The following is a 25048-nucleotide window of genomic DNA, read 5'->3' on the forward strand; positions in this document are numbered from 1 at the left end:
AAAACGATATCAAAAGTTAGAAGGTTTTTTGACATCGGGAGTGGACAAGACGAAAAGAAACAGGAAGGAAGAAAAAAATGAAAAAGGGTAAAGCCGCAGTCATATTGATTGCAATTGTAGCTGCATTAGCAGGATTGATTTATTATGCATCCATTATTCTTTCATCCACTGGAGCGGGGGAGAATATGAACATTCCTCTTGGACTTGATTTGTCTGGTGGTGTTTCGATTACTTATCAGGTAATGGACGACGATCCAAGTGCAGAAGACATGAGTGACACAATCTACAAACTTCAGAAACGTGTGGAAAGTTACAGTACAGAATCTTCTGTCTATCAGGTCGGAGATGACCGTATCACAGTTGAAATCCCAGGTGTAACCGATGCAAACTCTATTTTAGAGGAACTTGGTAATCCGGGATCTTTGGAATTCCAGAAGGCAGACGGAACTGTTTATATGACAGGTGATCAGGTAGCAGACGCCAAAGCCGTAACCACACAGGATGATTATGGGAATAAGAAATTCGTCGTTCAGCTTACTTTAACAGACGAAGGAGCAAAGACATTCGCTGAGGTTACTTCTGAAAACGTTGGAAATTATCTTCCAATCGTTTACGATGGAGAGACCATCAGTTACCCAAGAGTTCAGAATGCAATCACAGGTGGAAACGCTGAGATTACCGGAATGAGCAGCTATGCAGAGGCAGAAGAACTTGCAACACAGATTCGTATCGGTTCTCTTTCCTTAGAGTTAAAAGAGTTAGAGTCTAACGTGGTTGGTGCACAGTTAGGAAGCCAGGCTCTTGCAACCAGTTTAAAAGCAGCCGTAATCGGTCTTGCAATTGTCATCATTTTTATGATTGTAATGTATGCAGTACCAGGTATTGCATCTGCAATTGGTCTTGCAGTTTATACTACACTTGTAGTTGCAATTATCTATTTATTTGAAATTACACTTACCCTGCCAGGTATCGCAGGTATTATCCTGGGTATTGGTATGGCGGTGGATGCGAACGTTATTATTTTCGCCCGTATCCGTGAAGAAATTGCAGCCGGAAAAAGTGTAAGAACTGCGATGCAGACAGGTTTCCAGAAGGCATTATCTGCAATCTTAGATGGTAACATTACAACCTTTATCGCAGCACTTGTACTTATGATGTTAGGTTCTGGTACAGTAAAAGGTTTTGCTTATACCTTAATGATTAGTATTTTGGTATCCATGTTCTCTGCACTTGCAGTTACAAGATGGGTATTATATTCTTTCTACGCACTTGGTATCCGCGATGAGAAATTCTACGGAAGAGCCAAAGAGAGAAAGAGCATCAACTTCATTGGAAAGAAAGCCGTATTCTTTACTGTTTCAGCAGCTGTTATTGCAGCAGGATTTATTACCATGGCAGTCAATAAGGCAAACGGAAAAGGTGCTTTAAACTTCGGTCTTGATTTCATGGGTGGTACCTCTACAACCGTTGATTTTGGAAAAGATTACACCATCGAAGAAATTGAAAAAGACATCGTTCCTTACGTTGCAGATGTTGTTGGCGATAATGACATCGTGGCAAGTAAAGTAGAAGGAACAACTCAGATTACAATTAAGACACGTACACTGAACTTAGATGAGCGTGAGTCACTCAACAGCATGTTTGTTGACCAGTTTGGAATCAAAGAAGATACCATCCAGTCACAGAGTATCAGTTCTACCATCAGTGGCGAAATGCGTTCGGATGCAATTATTGCGGTACTCATTTCTTCTATTTGTATGTTGATTTATATCTGGTTCAGATTTAAAGATATCCGTTTTGCAACAAGTGCGATCGCGGCATTGTTACATGACGTGTTAGTTGTTTTGACCGTGTATGCGGTACTGCGAATTTCAGTTGGTAATACGTTCATTGCATGTATGTTGACCATTATCGGTTACTCCATCAATGATACCATCGTTATCTTTGACCGTATCCGTGAGAACATGTCAAAAGTGAAGATTCAGAACAAAGACGACTTGAAAGAAGTGGCAAACAAGAGTTTGACCCAGACCTTGTCAAGAAGTATCAATACTTCCATCACAACCTTTGTCATGGTATTCTTACTCTACTTATTAGGAGTATCCAGCATCCGTGACTTTGCGCTGCCAATGATTGCAGGTCTTGTATGTGGTGCATATTCCTCAATCTGTATTGCAACACAGTTATGGTATGTCATGAAAGTACATTTAGGAAAACACAAAGTTCAGAATTAATGAAAAAGCGAAGAGGCTGCCGGGTGACTGGCAGCCTTTTTTGGATTTTGCTTGTATTGGAGGGAAAAGCAGCCGAAATCCCAAACGTTATCGAAAGGAAATCAGATGGAAAAAATAGTCGCAGCATATTTGATAATCATGAATATCACAGGAATTCTTGTGATGGGAATCGACAAACAAAAAGCAAGAATGCACCGGTGGAGAATCCCGGAAAAGGTTCTTTTTCTGGTGAGCCTGCTTGGTGGAAGTGCAGGAACATGGGCTGGAATGTATCTGTTTCGTCATAAGACAAAACACTGGTATTTTGTAGTTGGAATGCCGCTGATTTTCATTCTCCAGGTGCTGGTTATAATATTTATAAGAAAAAGTTATAGCTAAAACGATAAGTTATAATTGAAATTAATAAATCCATTCGCTATAATAGGCGATAACAAATGAGCCGCCGGATAAGATTTGACGGAAGAGGGAAAAGGAGAATACGATTATGTTCACAATAGGAGATATTAGAGCCGTTGACCCTGATGTGGCACAGGCGATTACAGAGGAATTTGATAGACAGAACAGTCATATTGAACTGATTGCATCCGAGAACTGGGTAAGTCCAGCTGTTATGTCTGCAATGGGAAGTGTTTTGACCAATAAATACGCAGAAGGATATCCTGGAAAAAGATATTATGGCGGATGTGAGTGCGTTGATGTTGTGGAAAATCTGGCAATTGAGCGTGCAAAAGAATTGTTTGGATGCGATTATGTAAATGTGCAGCCACATTCCGGCGCACAGGCAAACATGGCAGTACAGTTCGCAATCTTAAAACCAGGCGATACCGTAATGGGTATGAACCTTGACCATGGCGGACACTTAACACATGGTTCACCTGTAAACTTTTCCGGAACCTATTTCCACATTGTGCCATATGGCGTAAATGATGAGGGATTTATCGATTATGATGAAGTGATGAGAATTGCAATGGAATGTAAGCCCAAGATGATTATTGCAGGAGCTTCCGCTTATGCAAGAACCATAGATTTTAAAAAGTTCCGTGAGATTGCAGATGCATGTGGTGCTGTATTAATGGTAGATATGGCACATATCGCAGGTCTTGTTGCGGCAGGACTTCATCCAAGTCCAATTCCATATGCAGACGTTGTAACGACAACCACACATAAGACACTTCGCGGACCACGTGGTGGAATGATTTTGTGTAACAAAGAAGCAGCTGAGAAATACAACTTTAACAAAGCGATTTTCCCAGGAATTCAGGGTGGACCTCTGATGCATGTCATTGCAGCCAAGGCAGTCTGCTTTAAAGAAGCATTAGACCCAAGCTTTAAGGTTTACCAGAAGAATATCATCGACAATGCGCAGGCACTTTGCAAGGGACTGATGAACCGTGGTATCAAGATTGTATCCGGTGGAACTGACAATCACTTGATGTTAGTGGATTTAACAAACTATGATCAGACCGGTAAGGCAGTAGAGAAATTATTAGATTCCGTAAATATTACCTGTAACAAAAATACCATTCCAAACGATCCGAAATCTCCATTTGTCACAAGTGGTGTGCGTCTTGGAACCCCTGCGGTTACATCCCGCGGCATGAACACAGAGGATATGGATAAGATTGCAGATGCAATTGCAATGATGATTAAAGAGGGTGAACCTGCAGCTGAAAAAGCAAGAGCAATTGTGAAAGAATTAACAGAAAAATATCCTTTGAGATAATTGCAGTTTTTAAATTTAAAACGTCATACCCTTAATAGAAAATTAAGAAATGACGGTCAGAACAGTTATAGGAAAAAAGAATAAAAAATGATAGAATGAACGTAACTATGGTTACGTTCATTCTTTTTGAATAACCGCAAAAAAATGTTGGAGGAGATTTATGAGCAAGAAGAAAGCAGGAGTCATAATTGGGGTGATAGTAGTAGTGGTTGCAGCCGTATGTGTTGGAGGCTATTTTTTGAAAAATAAGCTTAGCAGCGGCGGTGGTTCATCCGAGGACAAGGTTTATGTGGAATCGGTTGCGGACATGATGAAACAGTACACAGGTATCTCGAATCGATACAATGGTGTTGTCGAGTCACAGGATACCTATGAAGTAAAAGTGGATTCTGAGAAAGCGGTGAAGGAAATCAACGTTGAGGTAGGAGATGAAGTGAAGAAGGGCGATGTACTTCTTACCTATGATACGAGTGATTTGTCAACACAGATTAAACAGGCAAAGTTAGAGTTAGAGGGAATGCAGGATGAGATTGACAATTATAACAGTCAGATTGCATCACTTTCTGCGGACCGTGATAAAGCGGCAGATGCTGATAAATTTGAATATACAACACAGATTCAGACCTTACAGAATAACATTCAGCAGAGCAAATACAATATGGAGAGCAAGCAGCTAGAGATTGAGAAATACCAGAAACAGATTGAGGATTCTTCAGTGGAGAGCAAGGTGGATGGTGTTGTCAAGACAATCAATGAAAAACAGGTAGACAGCAACGGTAATACAGTACCATTTATGACCGTCTTAGAGACTGGTGATTACCGTATCAAAGGAAGTGTGGATGAGCAGAATGTCTGGACATTATCGGAAGGACAGACCGTGATTATCCGTTCCAGAGTAGATGATACAACCTGGAGTGGAAGCATTTCCAAGATTGATACCGAGAACCCGGAGAGTGGCAACAATAATTCCATGTATGTCTCAAGTTCTTCTGACAGCAGCTCACAGAGTGCATCCAAATATCCGTTCTATGTACAGTTAGATTCTGCGGACGGTCTTATTTTAGGACAGCATGTTTATGTAGAACTGGATGAGGGGCAGGATGAGCCAAAAGAAGGAATCTGGTTATACAGCTATTATCTTGTGATGGACGATGGAGATCCTTATGTATGGGCTGACAATGGAAAAGGAAAACTAGAAAAACGTGTGGTAGAGCTTGGAGAGTATGATGAGAACCTCGATGAATACCAGATTGTGTCTGGACTTACCGAGGATGATTACATTGCATATCCAATGCCAGGTTTGTATGAGGGAGTTACAACTGTATATAATGCGGAAGAGGTTGACTATTCCTCTCCACTCTATTCGGAATCCGCAGATACCCAGATGTTAGAGGATGGTACACCGGTTTACGATGAAGGTACGTTAGGAGATGACACTATGTATCCGGCTACCGAGACGGGAATCGATGAGCATCTGGATGAAGATTTTGGTGTGGTTCCAGATACAGAATCAGAGGATGCGGAGGTGTCTGAATGATTTTAAATTTGCAGAATATTTTTAAAGATTATCAACAGGATAAACTGGTAGTACCAGTTTTAAAAGATGTGTCGTTTCAGGTGGAAGAAGGCGAATATGTGGCAATCATGGGACCATCCGGTTCCGGTAAAACAACCTTAATGAACATTATTGGATGTCTGGATAAGGCCACAAGTGGAACGTATGAGCTTGCAGGACAGGATGTTTCAAGTTTAAAAGATAAGGAGTTATCCGATTTACGACTCCGTGAAATCGGTTTTGTGTTCCAGAGCTTCCATCTGATGCCAAGGGAGAGTGCAGCCGAAAATGTTTCCCTCCCATTAAGCTATGCAGGCATAAAGAAAAAGGAGCGCCGGGAGCGTGCCAAGAAAGCGTTAGAGCGTGTGGGATTAGGAGAACGTATTGACTTTAAACCGACACAGCTGTCCGGTGGTCAGAAACAAAGAGTAGCGATTGCGAGAGCGATTGTGAACAATCCAAAGATTTTACTGGCAGATGAACCGACAGGAGCCCTGGATCAGAAATCAGGAGCGCAGGTCATGGAACTTTTTCAAAAATTAAATGACGAAGGTGTTACCATCGTGATGATTACCCATGATCCAAAGATAGCGGCGCATGCAAAGCGTGTCATCCGAATTATTGACGGCGTTATACATGAGGGCGACGGAGAGGAGGAAGCATCATGAAAATGAAAAAAGTGGTTGCGATTCTTCTTACCGTTGTGATTTTAGGCGGTGCCACGACGGGGGGAATCCTCGGATATAAATCTTATCAGAAAAAGAATGCAGTGGTAGAAGTACAGCAGGTTTCCAATCTTTCCTACGGATATTGGGGAGACGAGAACACAAGTTCAGGAATGGTCACGAATGATTCCTCACAGGAGATTTATCTGTCGGACTCCAAGACCGTGTCGGAAGTTTTTGTAAAAGAAGGAGATACGGTTGCAGTCGGAGATCCTCTGATGGCGTACGATACGGCAGAAGTTGGAATCCAGATAAAGCAAAAGGAACTGGATATCAGCACAATTGATAATGATATTGCAATTGCACAGCACAATCTGGATACGTTAAAAAATACGACTCCGGTCAACAAGACAAAACCGGCTGATACAAATACGAATGTAGTTCCAACGCCAGATGTGACGCCACAGCCAGACGTGACACCACAGCCGGATAACACACCGGCCGGACCGGAACAAAGTGAAACAGGGGCATTCCATTATGTGACGGAAAGCAGTGTGCCAAGTAATCAGGCAGATGCGCCGGATGGCGTGACAAAGCCTTACCAGTTCCTTTGCACACAGGATGCCTATGTGACAGGAAGTTATTTAAATGCGTTGATGCAGAATCATACAACAGCAGTTTTTGAGGTCAGACAAGGAGACATACCAACAGGAAATGTCATTACATCCTGGACGGTAAACGGTGCGTATCTGACAGCTTCCTATGATGCAGATGCCAAATATTACATTGCGACACATGATAAGGCAGAGGATACTGGGGATAGCACAGAATCCGGAAATGATGAAGTGCTGCCAGAGGAACCTGTCGTTGAGGAATGGGTAGAGCCGGAAGGCTATACGGCAGATGAGCTTGCAAAAGAGATTGCAAAACAGCAGGCAACCTTAAAAACGCTTGATATCAAGAAAAGAAAAGCACAGTTAGAATTAGAAAGTTTAAAACAGACATCGGATGATGGAACCATATATGCGACAGTTGCCGGTGTTGTAAAAACAGCTTCAGACCCGGATGAATATGTGAATGATGGAACCGCATTTTTAGTGGTATCCGGTTCCGATGGTCTCTATGTGACGGGAGCAGTCAGCGAATTATTACTTGATCAGGTAGGAGTTGGAACCGTTGTTACAGCAAGTTCCTGGGAGAGTGGCATGTCCTTTGAAGCAGTTATTACAGAAATTGCAGACTACCCACAGGAGAGTGATGGTTATTATGGGGATGGCAATTCCAATGCTTCCTATTACCAGTATACGGCATACATTGAAGATACCACCGGATTAAAAAATGGTGAATATCTGGATCTTTCCATTACGACAGGGGCGGATTCTTCGGATGCAATTTATATAGAAAAGGCTTATGTAAGAGAGGAAGACGGTAAGTCTTACGTGATGGTTGCAAATGAGGACGACAAGTTGGAAAAACGCTATGTGACAACCGGAAAAACGATTTATGGTTCCGCAGTAGAGATTACATCGGGCTTAAGTATGGATGACAGAATCGCTTTTCCATATGGCAAGAACGCAGTAGAGGGCGCGAGTGTAACAGAGGCGTCAAATATGTACTATTAATCAGAGGGGGAATACAATGTTTGAAAATATCAGATTGTCATTTCAGGGAATCTGGTCGCATAAGATGCGTTCTTTCCTGACAATGCTTGGAATTATTATCGGAATTGCAGCTATTATTGCAATTGTTTCTACAATAAAAGGAACAAACGAACAAATTAAACAGAATCTGGTTGGTTCCGGAGAAAACACAGTGGAAGTTTCCTTGTATCAGGGAGATTGGACGTATGAGATGGAATACAATGGAATTCCATCCGGTGTTCCACTTATTTCCGATGATGTGATGGAGGAGATTTCTAAGATTGATGCGGTAGAAAGCGTTTCCCGTTATCTATCCAGACAGGATTATGACGGTGTGTACCGCTTAAATACATCGTTATCCGGTGGCTACGTCAAAGGGATTGACACCAGTTATTTTTCCACCTGCAATTTCCTTGTGACAGAGGGAAGAGCGTTTGTGGAGGATGATTACACCAAATACCGCAAGGTAGCAATCTTAGACGAGGATTCGGCAAATGTCCTGTTTGACGGGGAAGACCCGGTCGGACAGACCATCGAGATTCAAAAAGAGCCATACACCGTGGTAGGAGTTGTAAAAAAGGCAAAAGAATTTCATCCGGTCATCAATTCGATAGAAGATTATTACACATACAGCCAGGATACAGCAGGAAGTGTTTATATTCCAGACGCAACCTGGTGCATTACCTATCAGTATGACGAACCTCAGAATGTTGTGCTAAAGGTGGCAAGCGCAGATGACATGACAAGCGCAGGAAAAGCTTGTGCAAACCTGTTAAATGGTTATCTGACGGTCAGTGATGATACCATTCAGTACAAAGCGCAGGATTTGATGGAGCAGGCACAGCAGATTCAGGAATTAAGCAGTTCCACGAACACAATGTTAATCTGGATTGCAGGAATTTCCCTGATTGTCGGAGGTATCGGTGTCATGAATATCATGCTGGTATCCGTGACAGAGCGTACACAGGAGATTGGCTTGAAAAAGGCAATCGGTGCAAGAAAGTCCAAAATTTTAAATCAGTTTCTGACAGAAGCAGCAGTTCTTACAAGTATGGGTGGACTTATCGGTGTAATCGTTGGTATTATTCTGGCAAAAATTATTTCCTATGTCAGCGCAACACCAGTTGCCATCAGTATTCCGGCAGCAGTAGGTGCCGTTGTATTTTCGATGGTAATCGGAATTGTCTTTGGAGTTTTCCCATCCTACAAGGCAGCAAACTTAAACCCAATCGATGCACTGCGACATGAATAAACTTGTGTTAACCACCGGCGGTGTTGAGACGCTCGAATATTTTGCAAAACAAATGGGAGCAGAGTTCGAGCGCCTCGGCTATGCGGTGTTTTACTTTGATTTAAAAAATGCACCTTCAAGTGCAAAAAAGGTTCGGAAATTCATAAAGACAGGGCAGACAGCGCTTGTGACGTTTAATTTTCAAGGACTTGAGCAGGAAGAGGGTGTTTACAAGGAAGGCATCGGGTATTTGTGGGAAGAATACCAGATGCCTTGTTATAATATTGCGGCGGATCATCCTTATTTTTACCATGAGAGATTACAGAATCTTCCGAAAAAATATTTTCATATCAGCATTGACAGAATGCATCAGGAATACTTTGAGAAGTTCTACCCGGAGTTTCGAAGCCTTGGATTTTTGCCGTTGGCGGGAAATCAGTTTGAGGGTTCAGAGGATGCCTGTGATAAAACTACGGATGTAATTATATTGGGAAATTACACGGAACTTCCGTTTTTTACACCTTATATTCACTGGATTAATGATGAATATGCAGCCTTTTATCAGGGAATCATAGATGAACTGCTTGTAAGAACAGATGCGACGGTGGAAGAAGTGGCACTTGAGCACTGCGAGCGTGAAATGGGGGAAAACACCATCTGGGATTTGCGCGGCGCACTTCATAAGATGATTTTCATTGACCTATATGTGCGTAATTACTGGCGTGGAAAGGCAGTTCAGACACTTGTGGATGCAGGCGTTACGGTGGATGTGGTTGGAAAAGGCTGGGAGAAGCTGCCGGTGAAATGCCCTGAAAATCTGGTGATTCATCCACAGACAGATTCGAAAACCTGCCTGGAACTGGTGAAAAAGGCAAAGGTTTCGCTTAATGTGATGCCGTGGTTTAAGGACGGTGCGCATGATCGTGTGTTTACTTCCATCTTAAATGGAACGGTCTGTGTGTCGGATGAAAGTAAATATCTCCTCGAGACACTGAAAGAACAAGAGGGTGTGTTTTACTACAAATTGCAGGAAATCGAACAATTGCCACAGCTGGTAAAGAGATTGCTCACCGAGGATGAACTTCGCGAAAAGGCAGTGACACGTGGAAAAGAGATTGTCGAAAAAGAGCATACCTGGGTGGCGAGAGCAAGAAAACTTGCAGAATGGATGCAAGACGAATAAGATACTTGCATTTTGGAAAAAATCAAGCTATAATGACAAAAGAGTGTAAGAGATTACACAGAGTTGACGTTGAGGAAAGCTACGATTGTAAGGCTGTGACAGAGAGCTGGTGGGTGGTGTGAACCGGCACAGAGGAGCAATTTTTCCACTTTCTTAGTCGGTGGTGAAAGCCACGAGGGTCGTACCCTTTATCGTACGTTTGAGAGGTCTTAAGTCTTTTGCGAAGGAGAATTTTTGCCGGAGGAGAAGAACAGGACAATATGGGTGGCAACGCGGAAGATACAGCCTTTCGTCCCATGTGTAGAACACACAGAGGGCGGAAGGCTTTTTGTGTATACAAAATTACGAAAGCAGTGTTTTAACACTGTCAAGGAAAGGTAAGGTTACGTATTATGATCGATTTGAAATTTTTAAGAGAAAATCCAGAAGTAGTAAAACAGAACATCAAAAACAAATTCCAGGATCAGAAATTACCATTAGTAGATGAGGTAATCGCATTAGATGCTGATGCAAGAAAAACAAAACAGGAAGCGGACGACCTCCGTGCAAGCCGTAACACATTATCCAAGCAGATTGGTATGTTAATGGGTCAGGGCAAGAAGGATGAGGCTGAGGAAGTAAAAGCACAGGTTAGTGCAAACGCAGCACGTCTTGCTGAATTAGAAGCAAAAGAGAAAGAATTACAGGAAAAAATCACAAAAATTATGATGACGATTCCAAACATCATCGATCCATCCGTTCCAATCGGAAAAGATGATTCCTGCAACGTGGAAATTGAAAAATTCGGTGAGCCGGCAGTGCCTGATTTTGAGGTTCCATATCACACCGATATTATGGAAAGATTCGACGGAATCGACCTTGACGCAGCAGGAAAAGTAGCAGGTAACGGATTCTACTACTTAATGGGTGACATCGCAAGACTTCATTCTGCAGTCATCTCCTATGCGAGAGATTTCATGATTGACCGTGGATTCACATACTGCATCCCACCGTTCATGATTCGTTCTAACGTGGTAACCGGCGTTATGAGTTTCGACGAGATGGATGCCATGATGTACAAAATCGAGGGCGAAGACCTCTACTTAATCGGTACATCCGAACATTCCATGATTGGTAAATTCATCGATACCATCCATGAAGAAGAAAAATTGCCATACACATTGACTTCCTACTCTCCATGTTTCCGTAAGGAAAAAGGTGCACACGGTATCGAGGAGCGTGGTGTATACCGTATCCACCAGTTCGAGAAACAGGAAATGATTGTTGTCTGCAAACCGGAAGAATCCAAGATGTGGTATGACAAATTATGGCAGAACACCGTAGATTTATTCAGAAGTTTAGACATCCCGGTTCGTACTTTAGAGTGCTGTTCCGGTGACCTTGCTGACTTAAAGGTAAAATCCTGTGATGTAGAAGCATGGTCTCCAAGACAGAAGAAATACTTCGAAGTTGGCAGCTGCTCTAACTTAGGGGATGCACAGGCAAGAAGATTAAAGATTCGTGTCAAAGGAAAAGATGGAAACAAATACTTTGCACACACCTTAAACAACACGGTTGTTGCACCACCTCGTATGTTAATCGCTTTCCTTGAGAACAACTTAAACGAGGATGGAAGTGTAAACATTCCAAAAGCACTTCAGCCATATATGGGTGGAAAAGAAAAATTAATCCCAAATAAATAAAAGGATTTGTGGATAAGGAAAGAAAATATTCCGATATCCGTGGATATCGCAGAAGAATATAACTATGTTTATAACTTGAAAGAGCTCTGGCATGCCAGAGCTTTTTCTTTTGTGTAATAGGAAACTTCGTTCCTATTACACAAAAAGCTTCGCGGGAATCTTTTTTATGTGGGAGAGAAAACGGAGGTTCGTTTCGTAATCGCCCACAGTTAAAAATTTTTTTAAAGCATGAGATTATTTTTCCATTTTCCGGGTCTAATAAGTGTAAGAGGAACAAAAAGGACGCTTTTTCGGAATCTTAGATGTGCGCGCACAGGAGGAATTGCATAAATGCAAAGTAGAGAAATAACAGCACTTGTAAAAAAGGCGAAGGGAAAAGACGCGGATGCTTTTTCAGAGCTGATTCACTTTTATAAGACAGATATGTATAAAGTAGCCTACGCGATTCTGCTAAACGATGAAGATGCGGCGGACGCTATTGGGGATACGATTTTAACTTGCTGGGAAAAAATAGATTCCCTGCGAAAGGATAAATACTTTAAGACCTGGATGACAAGGATTTTGATTAACCACTGCTATGATATCCGGAAATGGAAGATGCGGACGACGAACTTTGAGGAGTACGCCGAACCGGAAGCCTTACCGACGGATCAGTTAAATGTAAAGTGGAAAGAAATGTTATCTGTTTTAGAGGAACGATATCGGAATGTGCTGATTTTATTTTATGAGGGCGGTTATAAAACCGCGGAGATTGCGGCATTGTTACATATACCGGTGAGCACGGTGCAGACAAGGTTACAGCGTGGAAGAGAAAAACTGGCAGTTTTTTATGGAAAGTGAGGCAGGAAAACGGAAAAGAAAACAATTTTTTCAGAGGAAGTAGAGATTCCGGATATTGCGGAAAAAAGGATTGCGGATACCCTTTGCCAGATTCAGACGGAGGGAAAAACCATGAGAAAACAAAAAAAGATTTGGCAGAATAAGGCAGCGGTAGCAGCATGTGTCTGTGTTGTGGCAGCAGGAACAGTCACAGCGGGGGCAGCCGTACATTATCACTGGGGCAGAGGAACGCAGGGAGCCATTCAGGCAGACGATACCCAGCAGCAGAACCTGACAGCACAGGGGGTTGCCGAGGTTTACAATGCCAAGGAGGACTATGAGAGCCTTGCAGTGACAGAAAGCGGCATTACGGTAAAACCGGATACCGTGATTACCGATGGAAATATGGTTTACCTGTCATTTCTGGTGGAAGGATATCCGATTGCAGAAGATGCAGAGCCGGGATTTGAAAGTGTGGACGTTTATCTGGATGGAGAGGATGAGAATGCTTTGAACATGGACGGTGGCTTCTATGACGGAATTGTGTCAAATGAAAATGCGGAGCCGGTTTACGAAGACGGAAGCGAGTTAGCGTATACCGATGATGGAAACTTAATTTCACATTATGTCGATGAGGATGGAAACTTAGAATATGTGATTCGTGCATTTTCTTCTGAGATAGGTGACAGCTTACTTGGTAAAAAATTACATGTTGATTTTACAAACATGGGTACGGTTGAAAAAGCAGACTATGCAGAGGGTGTTGCAGGAAGTTGGAATTTTATATTGACACTGCCAGACCAGAAGGCATCTGAAGAGATTACATTAGACAGCCGGATTGCAGATTCCGTATTTACGGTAGATTCTGTGGAACTTTCTCCTGTTTCTATCGAAATTCATTATTCGGTAAATGGAGAGGTGGAGACATCCGGGGATGAAAATGGCGTGCCGGCATTTTGCGGCGTTGTCTTGAAAGACGGAACCAGACTTCCCTATCTTGGAGATGGCGGAATGAGTTCTTATACGGACGAGAGTAGAACAGCAGCTTATGTCATAAGTGCATTTGACCGTGTGATAGAGCCGGACGAGGTGCAGGCACTGTTACTCCGGGTGACACCGGGAGCAGAGTTTGTGACGGTGGAATTACCATAAAAAAATGTCTCTTCAAGTATTTGGTTTTTGAGTCTGGACTTTGGAGAAACCATAAGAAGGCTAGAATTTCTTATGAAAAAGAGTTATACTGTCTGCATAAGGAAGAAAACAGGAGAAAACCAAATGATACGAAATGCAGCGCAGGAAGATTTCCAGCAGATTTTACGCATTTATGAATATGCCAGAAATTTTATGAAACAGACGGGAAACCCGACACAGTGGGGAGACCATTCACCGGCAGTTGATGTCTTAAAGAAAGATATGGAAAAAGGACAACTGTATGTGGTGGAAGAGAATGGTCAGGTCTGCGGTGTGTTTGCTTTTATAATAGAAAAAGACCCGACCTATGAACGTATCGAAAACGGTGCGTGGAAGTCTGAGACGGAGTATGGAACCATTCATCGCGTGGCGACAGACGGCACAAAGCATGGCGTGTTTCACCAGATTGTCTCATTTTGTGAGAAAAAGAGAAACCATCTTCGAATTGATACGCATGAGAATAACAAAATTATGCGCCATCTCATTCAAAAGAATGGTTTCTTAGAATGTGGAACCATCTATGTTGCAGACGGTTCACCGCGGGTCGCCTACGAAAAGGCTGGGACAACCCGCACTGAAATTTCGGTAACGTAAGAAGAGATATCTTTGGCAGTAAAGTTATCTGCCACATAATATTCCAGGTAATCCCCATCGGTTACGAGGTGGTGATTTTTCTTGCACTAAAAGCGATGCATTGTCGTTCATTGAAAGAGCGCTCTCCAGGGAAGCCTGAATGCTTCTAGGGGGAACGCTCTTTTTCAATAGGAAACACAAAAAGTTCCCTGAAACATTGTTAGAAAATTAACATTTCTCTGGTTCTGGATATTCCACACCGAAAGTCTCAACAGTTACTTTTTTCATCACCTGAGGAACGACTGGACGGTCAGAGTAATCCGTTGTGGTCTCTGCGATTTTGTTGACAACGTCCATTCCGTCTGTGATTTTTCCGAATGCTGCATAAGCACCGTCTAAGTGTGGAGAGTTCTTATGCATGATAAAGAACTGGCTTCCTGCAGAATCAGGATGCATTGCTCTTGCCATAGACAACACACCTTCGGTATGTTTTAAATCATTCTGGAAACCATTCTGGTTGAATTCACCCTTGATATCATAGCCAGGGCCGCCCATTCCGGTTCCATCCGGACATCCGCCCTGAATCATAAAGCCTTTGATGACACGGTGGAAGATTAATCCATCGTAAAAGCCCTTGTTTACTAAGCTGATAAAGTTGTTTACTGTATTTGGTGCGATTTCAGGATAAAGTTCAGCCTTCATCACATCGCCATTTTCCATTTCAATTGTAATAACTGGATTCTGTGCCATATTGTTACCTCTTTCTATCTTGATTTTACAGAAAATATTCTGCATTTCACTATTGTATCGGAAAAATGGGAACTCGTAAAGTATCTAGCCCTTATTTTAGAAAAATTTTCGAATGTTCCGTTTTTAAGGTCGCAATATTTCTGAAAGGCAGGCTGGCGATAAGAAAAGCAGTGCTTGTCCCTTTTGCCTCATATCAATTAGCAAAAATTAAGAAATTTTCCAGGAGAAGATACTTGATGAAACAGGAAACAGATGGTAGCATAGAAAAAGGTAAAGATAAGGTACACGTAGCGAGAAAGGGTTATAGAATGAGGAAAAAGAACATTCGAAGCGCGATACTTTTAGGCTTGGCCTTTTGTATTCTTTTCCAGGGGGCGAGAATGCAGCAGGCAAAGTTTGATAAACAGAATGTAACTACAAATATAAATAAATTGGAGACAGGTCTTTATGCGGGAGCCTGTGCGGAATTTGAACGGACAGAGCTTGCGACGGTAAAAGCGAACCAGAAGCTTTTGGTGGCAGCAGCATTAGAATCCGAAAATGCGTTGCAAGAGGAGGACGTCTATTCTTTTTTACAGGGGCCGAAATCCTGGGAGAGCAGACTGCCGTGGTCTGGTGAATGGTGTTTAAAATATGTGAAAGGTCATTATTTTGGAGGCTTTGGCTGTGGACTTGTCTGTATGGCGAATATTTACAGCACGCTGACCGATTATACCTGTTCTCCGTACGATATGTTTGAGTATGCGACACAGGTGACCGGTTATTATCCAAGCAAGAAAAGCGGTGCAATCGGCTGGGGTGAGATGAAGGTGACCTTGCAAAAATGTGGGTTTGACTGTGACCTGTACTACAAACCGGAAACATATGAAGCGTTTCAGAGTCAGATCAAAGAGGCGCAGACGGCAATTGTGCTGGTCAGCAGTTACAATGATGATACGTTTTGGAAAAAGACAAGCGGTCATTATGTCAACATCTGGCTTTATAATGAAGAAACGGATGAAGTCTTTTTGACGGAGCCTGGCGGCCCGGAGAAAAACAGAACCTGGGTGCCGCTGCGTTATATTTATGATGCATTGAAAACGTCAAGCCAGTACCAGTATCTGCGTGTAGACAGCTATGATGAGGCGAACAATACCTGGTTACACAATGGAATTGAAAATGAATGGGTTGCTCCGTAAGGGGGGCTCATTTTTTTGCTTTATAGGAAATGGCTATGCAATATTTCTTTTTATAAAAGGCATGGAAATAATATTTTTTGTGTAAAAATAAAGTAAAATTTATGTAAAATCATGGAATCGCAATAGAAATTCTCGGCAAAATAAATCCCATTTTCGAAGAAAATCTTGAATCAGAATCACAGAGATGTTACAAAAAAGTGATATATTGACAAAAACGCAGGAGATGATGCATATGAAAAAAATTTCAACAAAATTACTTAGTATGATTTTGCCGGTTATGGTTTTGGGGCTGCTATGTCTGGTGGCAATCTGCAGTTTCTTTTCGGTAAGAACAATTGGTGATGAGATATCAGAGCGGATGATGCAGACATTGAAGGCAAATTCGAATGAGATTTGTGCAAGCATGGAGACTTATGAGAGAGACACGAAGGATGTAGCACTTGCAATCGGACAGACTATTGGAGATGCGCAGGATCTTAGCAAATATGACAACATTATGGAACAGGAAATCACAAACAATGAACTGATTTCCGCAATGGGATTTTTTATTGAACCAGGATACTTTCAGGGAGAACAGAGTGTTTTTTCATACATGGGAGAGTCCGATGGAAAAGTAAGCAAAGTGGAACTTGGAGATTTTGAATATACAGGGACAGAATGGTACGTTGCAGTAAAGGACACAAATACGTACTATTATACAGACCCATATGTGGATGAAACCTATGGAAAACTCATGATTTCCTATGTAGAACCAATTTATGACCATTCTGGTAAATTTATTGGTGCGGTAAACACTGATGTGGATATGAGTGGAATCCAGTCACTTGTAGACAATGTCAAGATAGGAGATACCGGAAAAGCGGTATTAATCAATGAGGAAGGTGTTTATTTAACCAATAGTGATCCGGATAAAGTAACAACGACGAATATTGCAGAAGAAAAGGGAGGTCTCTATAAAGCGGATGCCAAACAGATTCTTGCAAACGATTTCGGCAGTTTTTTAAGTAAGAAAGATGGGGTAGCCTACCGAACTTATTTTGAAAAAATACCGGAGTACAACTGGATTTTACTTGTCAGTATGGAACGAAGTGAAGTTTCACAATCAATGGAAGGACTTGTGAAATCTTCTATTGTAGTAAGTATTATCACGATTATCGTCTGTGCACTTGTGATTTTCCTTTCAGCGAAAAAGATTGCAAATTCGATTGCAGAAGTAAAAGATATGTCAAGAAAGATGGCTGGCGGAGATTTCTCCATAGAGCCGATGAAAGTAAAAGGCAAAGATGAAGTCGCACAGATGACAGAGGCATTAAATGAAATGCTTTTGTCAAATCGTGATGAGATGCAGCAGATTTCTTACAATTCCAAGACAGTTGGTTTTAACTGTGATACGTTAAAACAGGCAGTATCTGAATTGGAGGAAAGCTTTGATGAGATTAACCATTCCATTCAGATTATCAGCAGTGCAATGATGGATAACAGTGCGACAACGGAAGAATTGACCGCTTCTGTCACAGAGGTAAAAGAAACGGTTACCAATCTTGCCAGAAAGGCATCTGAAAGTGAAGAAATGTCTAAGGAAATCATGGAACGTGCAAGGATGATTGGAAAAGAGTCGAATGAAAATTTTGACAAGGCAATGGATTTAAGCAAGCAATATGAGAAACGTCTCGAATCAAGTATCGAGAATTCCAAGGTTGTAAACGAAATCGGAACTATGGCAGATGCTATTTCAGAAATTGCGGAGCAGATTAACCTTTTATCCTTAAATGCGTCCATTGAGGCTGCAAGAGCAGGAGAACAAGGAAAAGGCTTTGCGGTTGTAGCAGGTGAGATTGGAAATCTTGCAAATCAGACCAGCAATACGGTAACAAGTATTCAGGCTACGGTTGCAAAAGTAAAAGAATCGGTGGAAGTATTGTCTTCAGATTCCAAGGCACTGATTGATTTTATTTCCCAAAATGTTACACCGGATTACCGTGCATTTGTTGATACGTCCAATCAGTATGAAAATGATGCCAAGAGCATCCAGGACCTTGCAAGTTATCTTGCCGATATTGCTTCCCAGTTAAAGGCAACAATGGAAGATGTCAATCTTGCAATTCAAAATATTGCGAGTGCCTCCCAGGATGCAGCAGAAAAGAGTACTACTATTTTAGAGAATGTCGATACAGTATCCGACCATGTTGAAAATGTAGGGGATATCTCAGAACAGCAAAAAGAGGTTTCCCATACGCTAGATGATGTTGTTGGACGATACAAATTAGAATAGGAAACAGGATTTAAGAAATTAGAATATTTTAGGTCAGTTGTCTGTGTTGTAGGAAGACATGTTTCCTGAATTTTGAAAAGTTAAAAGTTAAAAGTGTGAGAAGACCGCCAGAGTGTGTAAGCTGCTGTTGGACTGTTAACATATTTTCAGTTTTGCAGGAATAGCACATTGCTGGCGGTTTTGCAGTTAAAAAATATCAAATTTTTAGTAATATCAAAAATCATATCTGGTTGGAAGAAGCATCAAAACTCAGGAAATATCACGAATGATATCTGGTTGGAAGAAGCATCAAAACTCAGGAAATATCAAAAATCATACCTAGTTGGACAAAGTATCAAAACCCAGGAAATATCACGAATGATATCTGGTTGGAAAAAGTATCAAATTTCAGGAAATATCACGAATGATATCTAGTTGGAAGAAGCATCAAAACCCAGGAAATATTACGAATGATATCTGGTTAGCAAAAGTATCAAAACTCAGGAAATATCACGAATGATATCTGGTTAGCAAAAATATCAAATTCTAGGAAGTATCACAAATTATATCTGATTGGACAATAGGAACCTATATTTTCAAAATTATCCAAAATGGCATGAAAAACATGTTGTTATGTAAACCAATATAATCGTTTTTTACAAGGACATTGCATTCATTAAAAATTTGTAAAAAATTTCTTGAAAAAGGAGTCTATTTTGGACAATTTCTTAATTATTTTCTTCTATTGTAAAATGATGCATATTATGTAAACTAAGAGCAATCAAAATCAAGGGAAATTGGATAAAAAATCACAAATTAGATTCATTTATCCAAACCATGTCAAGATTAGTAATATAGTCCTATTAGATGAAGTGCCAGGCTCAAAGTGGAAATTGAAAAAGCGGGAGATAGGAAGCAAGGTTCATAAAAAAGATATTTAAGAAAAAACGCATGGGAAAAGGTATCAAAATAGGCTCATAAGGGATATCTAGAAAAACGATATAAGAAATGACACAAAAAAATGCCCCAAAAGAAAAAGACACAAAAAAATGCCCCAAAAGAAAAAGACACAAAAAATGACACACAAGAAAATGACATAAAAAATCCCTTGACAAAAAGACAATTCTTGACAGATAATAAAGTATCATTTCAAGAAAGTTCAATGGAATCATTCATGTAGCAATACATGGTCAAATTTATCCCAAGTCAAATTATGTTTTACACGAAAGCCAGCCAGGTCACAGGTTTAGAAATTTGTAAGACAAATCCAATTTAGAAAATTATAAGACAAATCCAGCCAGAAATCCAATTTAGAAAATTATAAGACAAAATCAGCCAGGAACCAGGTTGAGAAAATTGTAAGACAAATCCAGCCTCCAAACCACCTAAGAAAGTATATAAGACGAAAACAATCGTGCTCCGCCAAGAGAGTTACAGTACAAAAGCCAGCAACAGCTATCCATCATCTATAAGAAAAAGGAGGTACTTGTATACGGTATACAATAATTTGAAAAAGGAGCTTGCTGTACTAGAGCAGGAAATCCAAAGCTTGCAACAGGAAATAGAGAAGCTTCCAGAAGGAAAGTTACTTTGTGTGCAAAATGGAGCCTATGTGAAGTGGTATAAGAGCAATGGCGCACATCCAATTTATATTAAGAAAAGTGAAGAAGAATATGCGAAAAAACTGGCAATCAAAAAATATAACAGTTATCGCCTGGAAGAATTGAAAGGGAAGTATTTATTACTGAAAAAATATGCTGACCTCTATGAAAAGGAAAAAGAAAAATCAAAAGATTTGGTGGAACAGAATCCGGCATATGCTTCTCTTTTAGCGGATTATTTTAAGGATACGCAGGATCAATCAAATAGCTGGCAGGAGGAGCCGTATCCACACAACACGAAATATAAGGAAAATATAATATATAAGACGCTTGCAGGGCATATGGTTCGTTCCAAATCCGAGGTTTTAATTGCAAATGCCTTATTTTTAAATGGGATTCCATATCGTTATGAGTGTGCATTACGACTTGAGGGATTTACATTGTACCCGGATTTTACGATTAGACATCCAAAAACGAAACAGATATATTATTGGGAGCATTTTGGAATGGCAGACAAATTGGAGTATCAGGACAGGATGACAGAGAAACTAAAGCTCTATCTGCGAAATGGAATCATTCCAACGATTGACCTTATTTTAAGTTATGAGACGTCGAAGACCCCGCTTGATATCGAAAAAATAGAATGGTTGATACGAGAATACTTTTAAATAATATTTCTTAGACAAAAAACGCCAGGGTTCCCATAGAAACCCTGGCGCCATGTATTACCACCGGGGGGATGGTGGTAAAAAGAGAGGAAGTATGTGTAAGAGTTTTTAACCCATTACAACCTTAACTTGAACAGAATCTTTACCATGATTTAATGGAATCATGTTGCCGGCTACTTCTTTGCCATCAACGGTCATGGAAGCAACGCCTTTTTCCACATGGTTTGGATTCTCAACGGTGATGTGGTAAGTGACACCACGGAAATCACGTTTTGCAGTAAATCCATCTAAAGTGGATGGAATACATGGATCAATGACAAGACCATCGTAGTCCGGGCGGATTCCTAAGATGTACTGTGAAACATCAAGGAAAGTCCATGCTGCAGTACCGGTTAACCAGCTGTTTTTCGCTTCACCGAAGTTTGGAGCATCTTTTCCGGCAATCATCTGTGAGTATACATAAGGTTCTGTACGGTGAATTTCGCTAATATCCTCGATATAAGCAGGACAAGTTCTGGTGTATACCTGCCAAGCACGGTTTCCGCGTCCGACAACAGTCTCTGCGATAGAAATCCATGGGTTGTTGTGGCAGAAGATACCGGCATTTTCCTTATATCCAGGTGGATAAGAGGAGATTTCACCAAGTTCAACGTGATATTTATGATAAGGTGGCTGTAATAATACAATGCCGTACTTGGTATCTAAGTATTTTTCGACAGACTGTAAAGCCTGTAAACATTTGCCTTCTTTTAAACCAATCTCTGCGATAACACAGAATCCCTGAGGTTCGATAAAAATCTTACCGTCTTCACATTCCTTAGAACCAATTTTGTGTTTGTAGTGGTCGTAAGCACGTAAATACCATTCGCCATCCCAGCCGGCATCCAATACCGTTTTTTCCATGGAAGCGATTGCTTTTTCCGCTTCTTCGGCTTCCTCGTTCAATCCGCGGTGTCTGCAAATTGCTGCGTAATCTTTTCCATATTTTACAAACATACCTGCAATGAATACGGACTCAGCATTTGGTCCCTCGGATGGACCGAAAGTCTGGAAAGATTCACCCGGTTCTTCGGAGAAGCAGTTTAGGTTCAGACAGTCATTCCAGTCAGCACGACCGATTAATGGAAGTCCGTGAGGTCCAAGATGTTCGATGGTGTAACGGAAAGAACGTCTTAGGTGTTCCATAAAATCAGTAGCTTTGCTCATATCGCTGTCGTATGCAGTCATTTCATCTAAGATGGTGTAATCGCCGGTCTCTTTGATATAGGCAGCAGCAGCGGCAATCAGCCACAATGGATCATCGTTAAAACCACTTCCGATATCGGAGTTTCCTTTTTTGGTCAGTGGCTGGTACTGGTGATAAGCACTGCCATCCTCAAACTGGGTTGCGGCAATATCTAAGATACGTTCACGTGCACGGTCAGGAATCAAATGAACAAATCCTAATAAATCCTGACAAGAGTCACGGAATCCCATTCCACGTCCGATTCCAGATTCAAAATAAGAAGCAGAACGGCTCATGTTAAAGGTAACCATACACTGGTACTGGTGCCATACATTTACCATACGGTCCAGTTTCTTTTCGGAAGAGGAGATGGTAAAGTGATTTAATAAAGAATCCCAATATTCTTTTAAGTCTGCAAGAGCTTTGTCTGTTTTCTCAACCGTGTCAAACTGTGCAAGCATTTTTTTTGCAGGAGCACGGTTGATGACGCCATTTTCAGCAGGGCCAACCCATTTTTCTTCGACTGGATTTTCGACATAACCCAATACGAAAATATAGGTTTTGGATTCTCCCGGTGCAAGAGAAACTTCCAAATGGTGGGAACCGATAGGAGCCCATCCACTTGCAACCGAGTTTTTGGATGTTCCGGTTGTCACAACTTCCGGTGCAGAGTTCTCACCGTAAGCACCCAGGAAGGAATCGCGGTCTGTATCAAATCCTGCAACCGATGCGTTCACCGCATAAACGGCATAATGGTTACGGCGCTCTCTGTATTCGGTTTTATGGTAAAGTTCAGAACCGTCTGCATGAATCTCAACTTCCCCTGTTGAAAAGTTTCTCTGGAAGTTGGTCATATCGTCCATTGCATTCCAGAGACAGAACTCTACATAGGAAAAAACAGAGAAGTTCTTTTCTGTGTCGCTCTCATTGGTGAGGGTTAATTTGTTGACCTCACAGGTAGAACCCATAGGAACAAAATCAGTAAGGGATGCTTTTAATCCATTTTTGCTTCCTGTAAAAACGGAATATCCCATACCATGACGGCATTCGTAGGAATCCAGTTCAGTTTTAGAAGGCATCCAGCCAGGATTCCAGACGGTATTTCCATCTTTAATATAGTAGTAATGTCCGTTACTGTCATAAGGCACGTTGTTGTAACGGTATCTGGTCAGACGCAATAATTTTGCATCCTTATAAAAGCTGTATCCGCCACAGGTATTTGAAACGAGTGAGAAGAAGTTCTCGCATCCCAAATAGTTAATCCATGGCAATGGTGTTTTTGGTGATGTGATGACATATTCCTTGTTGGCATCATCAAAGTATCCAAATTTCATGTTTCCTCCATTCTGTCACAGTGATGTGACAAATCATATATGTTTTTGCTAAACCAATCGTTACGAAAACGATTAAGTTAAGTTTTCTTAACTGAAAGTATAGACGCAATAGTATTAAAATGCAAGGGAAAACGCCTTGAAAATAGCATTTTTAGCACATTGAACAAAAAAAGGAATAGAATATAGAAGAAAGCAACAAAAACAGTTTAGCAGCATTGAAAATGATAAATTACGAAAACGAATAAGTTATAAAAGAATAAAAACGAATACTAAGAAAAGAATGAAAAATATAAAGTAAAAATGCACAAAAAATGATTTGGAAAAATGTAAAAACGGACGAATTGCTAAAAAACGGTTGCAATCAGGATACAGAAAGGGTATAGTAAAGGTACGAAAACGATTAAGTGTTTTGCACGAAATAGGAAGCTGGAGGAGCCTATGGTATCTTTGAAAACAATTGCTGAGAAATGTGGTGTTTCCACTGCGACAGTCAGCAAGGCATTGAATGATCAAAAAGATATCGGGGAAGAGACAAAGAACCGCATCAAACAGACCGCAGAGGCGATGGGATATTTTCCAAATGCGGCAGCCAGATCACTGAAAACAAAACGTTCTTATAATATAGGTGTTCTGTTTGAGGAAGAAGCAGGAAGTGGTCTGACACATGAATATTTTTCAGGCGTGTTAAATGGTTTGAAGGTTCAGGCTGAGAAGCAGGGGTATGATATTACATTTATCAATACATGTTTTGAAAACCGCAAGATGTCCTATTACGAACATTGCAAATACCGGAACTTTTCCGGAGTCGCAATCGTATGTGCGGATTTCAATGATCCGGACGTCATGGAGCTTATGAACAGTGATTTACCGGTTGTGACAATCGACTATGTGCATCACAATTGCACAGCAGTCAGTTCCAATAATATACAGGGCATCGAAGATCTTGTGAAGTACATTGCTTCACAGGGACACCAAAAGATAGCATATATTCACGGACAGGATAGTTCCTCCGTAACCAAAGACCGCCTGGCAAGCTTTTACCGGACGATGGATGGTTTGGGACTGAATGTGCCGGATGAGTATATAAGAGCTGCAGATTACCTTGAAACAAAGGAGGCAGCTAGGCAGACGAAGGCACTTTTGAATTTAGAGGAGCCGCCGACCTGCATTTTATATCCTGATGACACCTCTTTAATAGGAGGAAGAAATGTCATCATAGAGATGGGACTAAGGATTCCCAATGATATATCTGTTGCAGGATATGATGGAATCCGCATGTCGCAGCTGCTTCATCCGAAGTTGACGACGATTCGACAGAATACAGAGTTAATTGGAAAAGAAGCGGCAAAGAGACTGATTAGTACCATCGAGAAACCAAAGACAACGCTCATTGAGAGAGTTGTCATTGAAGGAATCCTGATAAAAGGACAGTCTGTTGGGAAACTTTCCGAATGATTTAGTTGTTGCAGTATAAAATGGGAAGGTAAGGCAGTTAAGGGTTCGTTCAAAAACAATTTGCCCAAAAGGGCACAAATTAAGAAGGAG

The 25048-nt window shown here is 41.1% G+C and carries 18 protein-coding genes; 16 read left to right on the top strand and 2 right to left on the bottom strand.

From position 1 onward, the window contains the following. The first annotated feature begins 77 nt into the window (after nt 1-77). The 12 genes from BIV16_RS01565 (at nt 78) to BIV16_RS01620 (ending at nt 14517) form a co-directional block, all read left to right on the top strand. The gene (locus BIV16_RS01565) at nt 78-2234 is read left to right on the top strand and encodes a protein translocase subunit SecDF (protein WP_075679650.1); all 2157 of its coding nucleotides are present in this window, start codon (nt 78-80) and stop codon (nt 2232-2234) included. Nucleotides 2235-2339: 105 nt separating this feature from the next. Continuing rightward, complete coding sequence (locus BIV16_RS01570) at nt 2340-2612, top strand: DUF1294 domain-containing protein (protein ID WP_075679649.1); 273 nt, start codon at nt 2340-2342, stop codon at nt 2610-2612. 106 nt (nt 2613-2718) lie between these two features. Further along, nucleotides 2719-3957 (top strand): serine hydroxymethyltransferase, encoded by a 1239-nt coding sequence (gene glyA / locus BIV16_RS01575; protein ID WP_075679648.1) that lies wholly within the window; start codon nt 2719-2721, stop codon nt 3955-3957. Nucleotides 3958-4117: 160 nt separating this feature from the next. After that, nucleotides 4118-5494: an efflux RND transporter periplasmic adaptor subunit gene (locus BIV16_RS01580; protein ID WP_075679647.1), complete on the top strand. Its 1377-nt coding sequence runs from the start codon at nt 4118-4120 to the stop codon at nt 5492-5494. Then, a complete protein-coding gene (locus tag BIV16_RS01585) occupies nt 5491-6180 on the top strand; it encodes an ABC transporter ATP-binding protein (protein WP_075679646.1) in 690 nt (229 codons plus the stop codon). The genes BIV16_RS01580 and BIV16_RS01585 overlap by 4 nt, the downstream gene beginning before the upstream one ends. Further along, nucleotides 6177-7799, top strand: a complete 1623-nt coding sequence (locus BIV16_RS01590; RefSeq protein WP_075679645.1) for a biotin/lipoyl-binding protein — start codon at nt 6177-6179, stop codon at nt 7797-7799. The genes BIV16_RS01585 and BIV16_RS01590 overlap by 4 nt, the downstream gene beginning before the upstream one ends. A gap of 16 nt (nt 7800-7815) precedes the next feature. Continuing rightward, entirely contained in the window at nt 7816-9069 is a 1254-nt protein-coding gene (locus tag BIV16_RS01595; protein ID WP_075679644.1) for an ABC transporter permease, read from the top strand. Then, entirely contained in the window at nt 9062-10231 is a 1170-nt protein-coding gene (locus BIV16_RS01600) for a glycosyltransferase (RefSeq protein WP_242940331.1), read from the top strand. The genes BIV16_RS01595 and BIV16_RS01600 overlap by 8 nt, the downstream gene beginning before the upstream one ends. Nucleotides 10232-10623: 392 nt before the next feature. After that, nucleotides 10624-11913, top strand: a complete 1290-nt coding sequence (gene serS, locus BIV16_RS01605; protein WP_075679642.1) for a serine--tRNA ligase — start codon at nt 10624-10626, stop codon at nt 11911-11913. A 330-nt stretch (nt 11914-12243) separates the two neighbouring features. Then, the gene (locus BIV16_RS01610) at nt 12244-12753 is read left to right on the top strand and encodes an RNA polymerase sigma factor (protein ID WP_075679641.1); all 510 of its coding nucleotides are present in this window, start codon (nt 12244-12246) and stop codon (nt 12751-12753) included. 111 nt (nt 12754-12864) lie between these two features. Next, nucleotides 12865-13884, top strand: a complete 1020-nt coding sequence (locus BIV16_RS01615) for a DUF4179 domain-containing protein (protein ID WP_083625066.1) — start codon at nt 12865-12867, stop codon at nt 13882-13884. A gap of 123 nt (nt 13885-14007) precedes the next feature. Next, complete coding sequence (locus tag BIV16_RS01620) at nt 14008-14517, top strand: N-acetyltransferase (RefSeq protein ID WP_075679639.1); 510 nt, start codon at nt 14008-14010, stop codon at nt 14515-14517. 207 nt (nt 14518-14724) lie between these two features. Here the strand turns inward: BIV16_RS01620 and BIV16_RS01625 are convergent, their stop codons facing one another. Then, entirely contained in the window at nt 14725-15246 is a 522-nt protein-coding gene (locus BIV16_RS01625) for a peptidylprolyl isomerase (RefSeq protein WP_075679638.1), read from the bottom strand. A gap of 236 nt (nt 15247-15482) precedes the next feature. On the opposite strand from BIV16_RS01625, the gene BIV16_RS01630 reads away from it, so the two are divergent. The 3 genes from BIV16_RS01630 (at nt 15483) to BIV16_RS01640 (ending at nt 20944) form a co-directional block, all read left to right on the top strand. Further along, nucleotides 15483-16424, top strand: a complete 942-nt coding sequence (locus tag BIV16_RS01630) for a phytochelatin synthase family protein (protein WP_075679637.1) — start codon at nt 15483-15485, stop codon at nt 16422-16424. A 232-nt stretch (nt 16425-16656) separates the two neighbouring features. Beyond that, the gene (locus BIV16_RS01635; RefSeq protein ID WP_075679636.1) at nt 16657-18696 is read left to right on the top strand and encodes a methyl-accepting chemotaxis protein; all 2040 of its coding nucleotides are present in this window, start codon (nt 16657-16659) and stop codon (nt 18694-18696) included. Nucleotides 18697-20161: 1465 nt separating this feature from the next. Continuing rightward, on the top strand, nt 20162-20944 hold the full coding sequence (locus tag BIV16_RS01640; protein WP_083625062.1) for a hypothetical protein: 783 nt from the start codon (nt 20162-20164) through the stop codon (nt 20942-20944). A gap of 108 nt (nt 20945-21052) precedes the next feature. Here BIV16_RS01640 and BIV16_RS01645 read toward each other — a convergent pair whose 3' ends face one another. Then, entirely contained in the window at nt 21053-23503 is a 2451-nt protein-coding gene (locus tag BIV16_RS01645; RefSeq protein WP_075679634.1) for a GH36-type glycosyl hydrolase domain-containing protein, read from the bottom strand. 438 nt (nt 23504-23941) lie between these two features. Here BIV16_RS01645 and BIV16_RS01650 point away from each other — a divergent pair, with 438 nt between their 5' ends. Beyond that, the gene (locus BIV16_RS01650) at nt 23942-24958 is read left to right on the top strand and encodes a LacI family DNA-binding transcriptional regulator (protein WP_075679633.1); all 1017 of its coding nucleotides are present in this window, start codon (nt 23942-23944) and stop codon (nt 24956-24958) included. Nucleotides 24959-25048 lie beyond the last annotated feature (90 nt).

The sequence above is a fragment of the Roseburia sp. 831b genome (genome assembly GCF_001940165.2).
Lineage (GTDB): Bacteria > Bacillota > Clostridia > Lachnospirales > Lachnospiraceae > Roseburia.

What these genes read in the sequence shown, in the direction of transcription:
- BIV16_RS01600 (WP_242940331.1), top strand. Translation starts at nt 9,062, where the DNA reads ATGAATAAACTTGTGTTAACCACCGGCGGTGTTGAGACGCTCGAATAT.
- BIV16_RS01645 (WP_075679634.1), bottom strand. Translation starts at nt 23,503, where the DNA reads ATGAAATTTGGATACTTTGATGATGCCAACAAGGAATATGTCATCACA.
- BIV16_RS01630 (WP_075679637.1), top strand. Translation starts at nt 15,483, where the DNA reads ATGAAACAGGAAACAGATGGTAGCATAGAAAAAGGTAAAGATAAGGTA.
- BIV16_RS01615 (WP_083625066.1), top strand. Translation starts at nt 12,865, where the DNA reads ATGAGAAAACAAAAAAAGATTTGGCAGAATAAGGCAGCGGTAGCAGCA.
- BIV16_RS01580 (WP_075679647.1), top strand. Translation starts at nt 4,118, where the DNA reads ATGAGCAAGAAGAAAGCAGGAGTCATAATTGGGGTGATAGTAGTAGTG.
- BIV16_RS01625 (WP_075679638.1), bottom strand. Translation starts at nt 15,246, where the DNA reads ATGGCACAGAATCCAGTTATTACAATTGAAATGGAAAATGGCGATGTG.
- BIV16_RS01635 (WP_075679636.1), top strand. Translation starts at nt 16,657, where the DNA reads ATGAAAAAAATTTCAACAAAATTACTTAGTATGATTTTGCCGGTTATG.
- glyA (WP_075679648.1), top strand. Translation starts at nt 2,719, where the DNA reads ATGTTCACAATAGGAGATATTAGAGCCGTTGACCCTGATGTGGCACAG.
- BIV16_RS01650 (WP_075679633.1), top strand. Translation starts at nt 23,942, where the DNA reads ATGGTATCTTTGAAAACAATTGCTGAGAAATGTGGTGTTTCCACTGCG.
- BIV16_RS01610 (WP_075679641.1), top strand. Translation starts at nt 12,244, where the DNA reads ATGCAAAGTAGAGAAATAACAGCACTTGTAAAAAAGGCGAAGGGAAAA.
- BIV16_RS01565 (WP_075679650.1), top strand. Translation starts at nt 78, where the DNA reads ATGAAAAAGGGTAAAGCCGCAGTCATATTGATTGCAATTGTAGCTGCA.
- BIV16_RS01595 (WP_075679644.1), top strand. Translation starts at nt 7,816, where the DNA reads ATGTTTGAAAATATCAGATTGTCATTTCAGGGAATCTGGTCGCATAAG.
- BIV16_RS01620 (WP_075679639.1), top strand. Translation starts at nt 14,008, where the DNA reads ATGATACGAAATGCAGCGCAGGAAGATTTCCAGCAGATTTTACGCATT.
- BIV16_RS01585 (WP_075679646.1), top strand. Translation starts at nt 5,491, where the DNA reads ATGATTTTAAATTTGCAGAATATTTTTAAAGATTATCAACAGGATAAA.
- serS (WP_075679642.1), top strand. Translation starts at nt 10,624, where the DNA reads ATGATCGATTTGAAATTTTTAAGAGAAAATCCAGAAGTAGTAAAACAG.
- BIV16_RS01570 (WP_075679649.1), top strand. Translation starts at nt 2,340, where the DNA reads ATGGAAAAAATAGTCGCAGCATATTTGATAATCATGAATATCACAGGA.
- BIV16_RS01590 (WP_075679645.1), top strand. Translation starts at nt 6,177, where the DNA reads ATGAAAATGAAAAAAGTGGTTGCGATTCTTCTTACCGTTGTGATTTTA.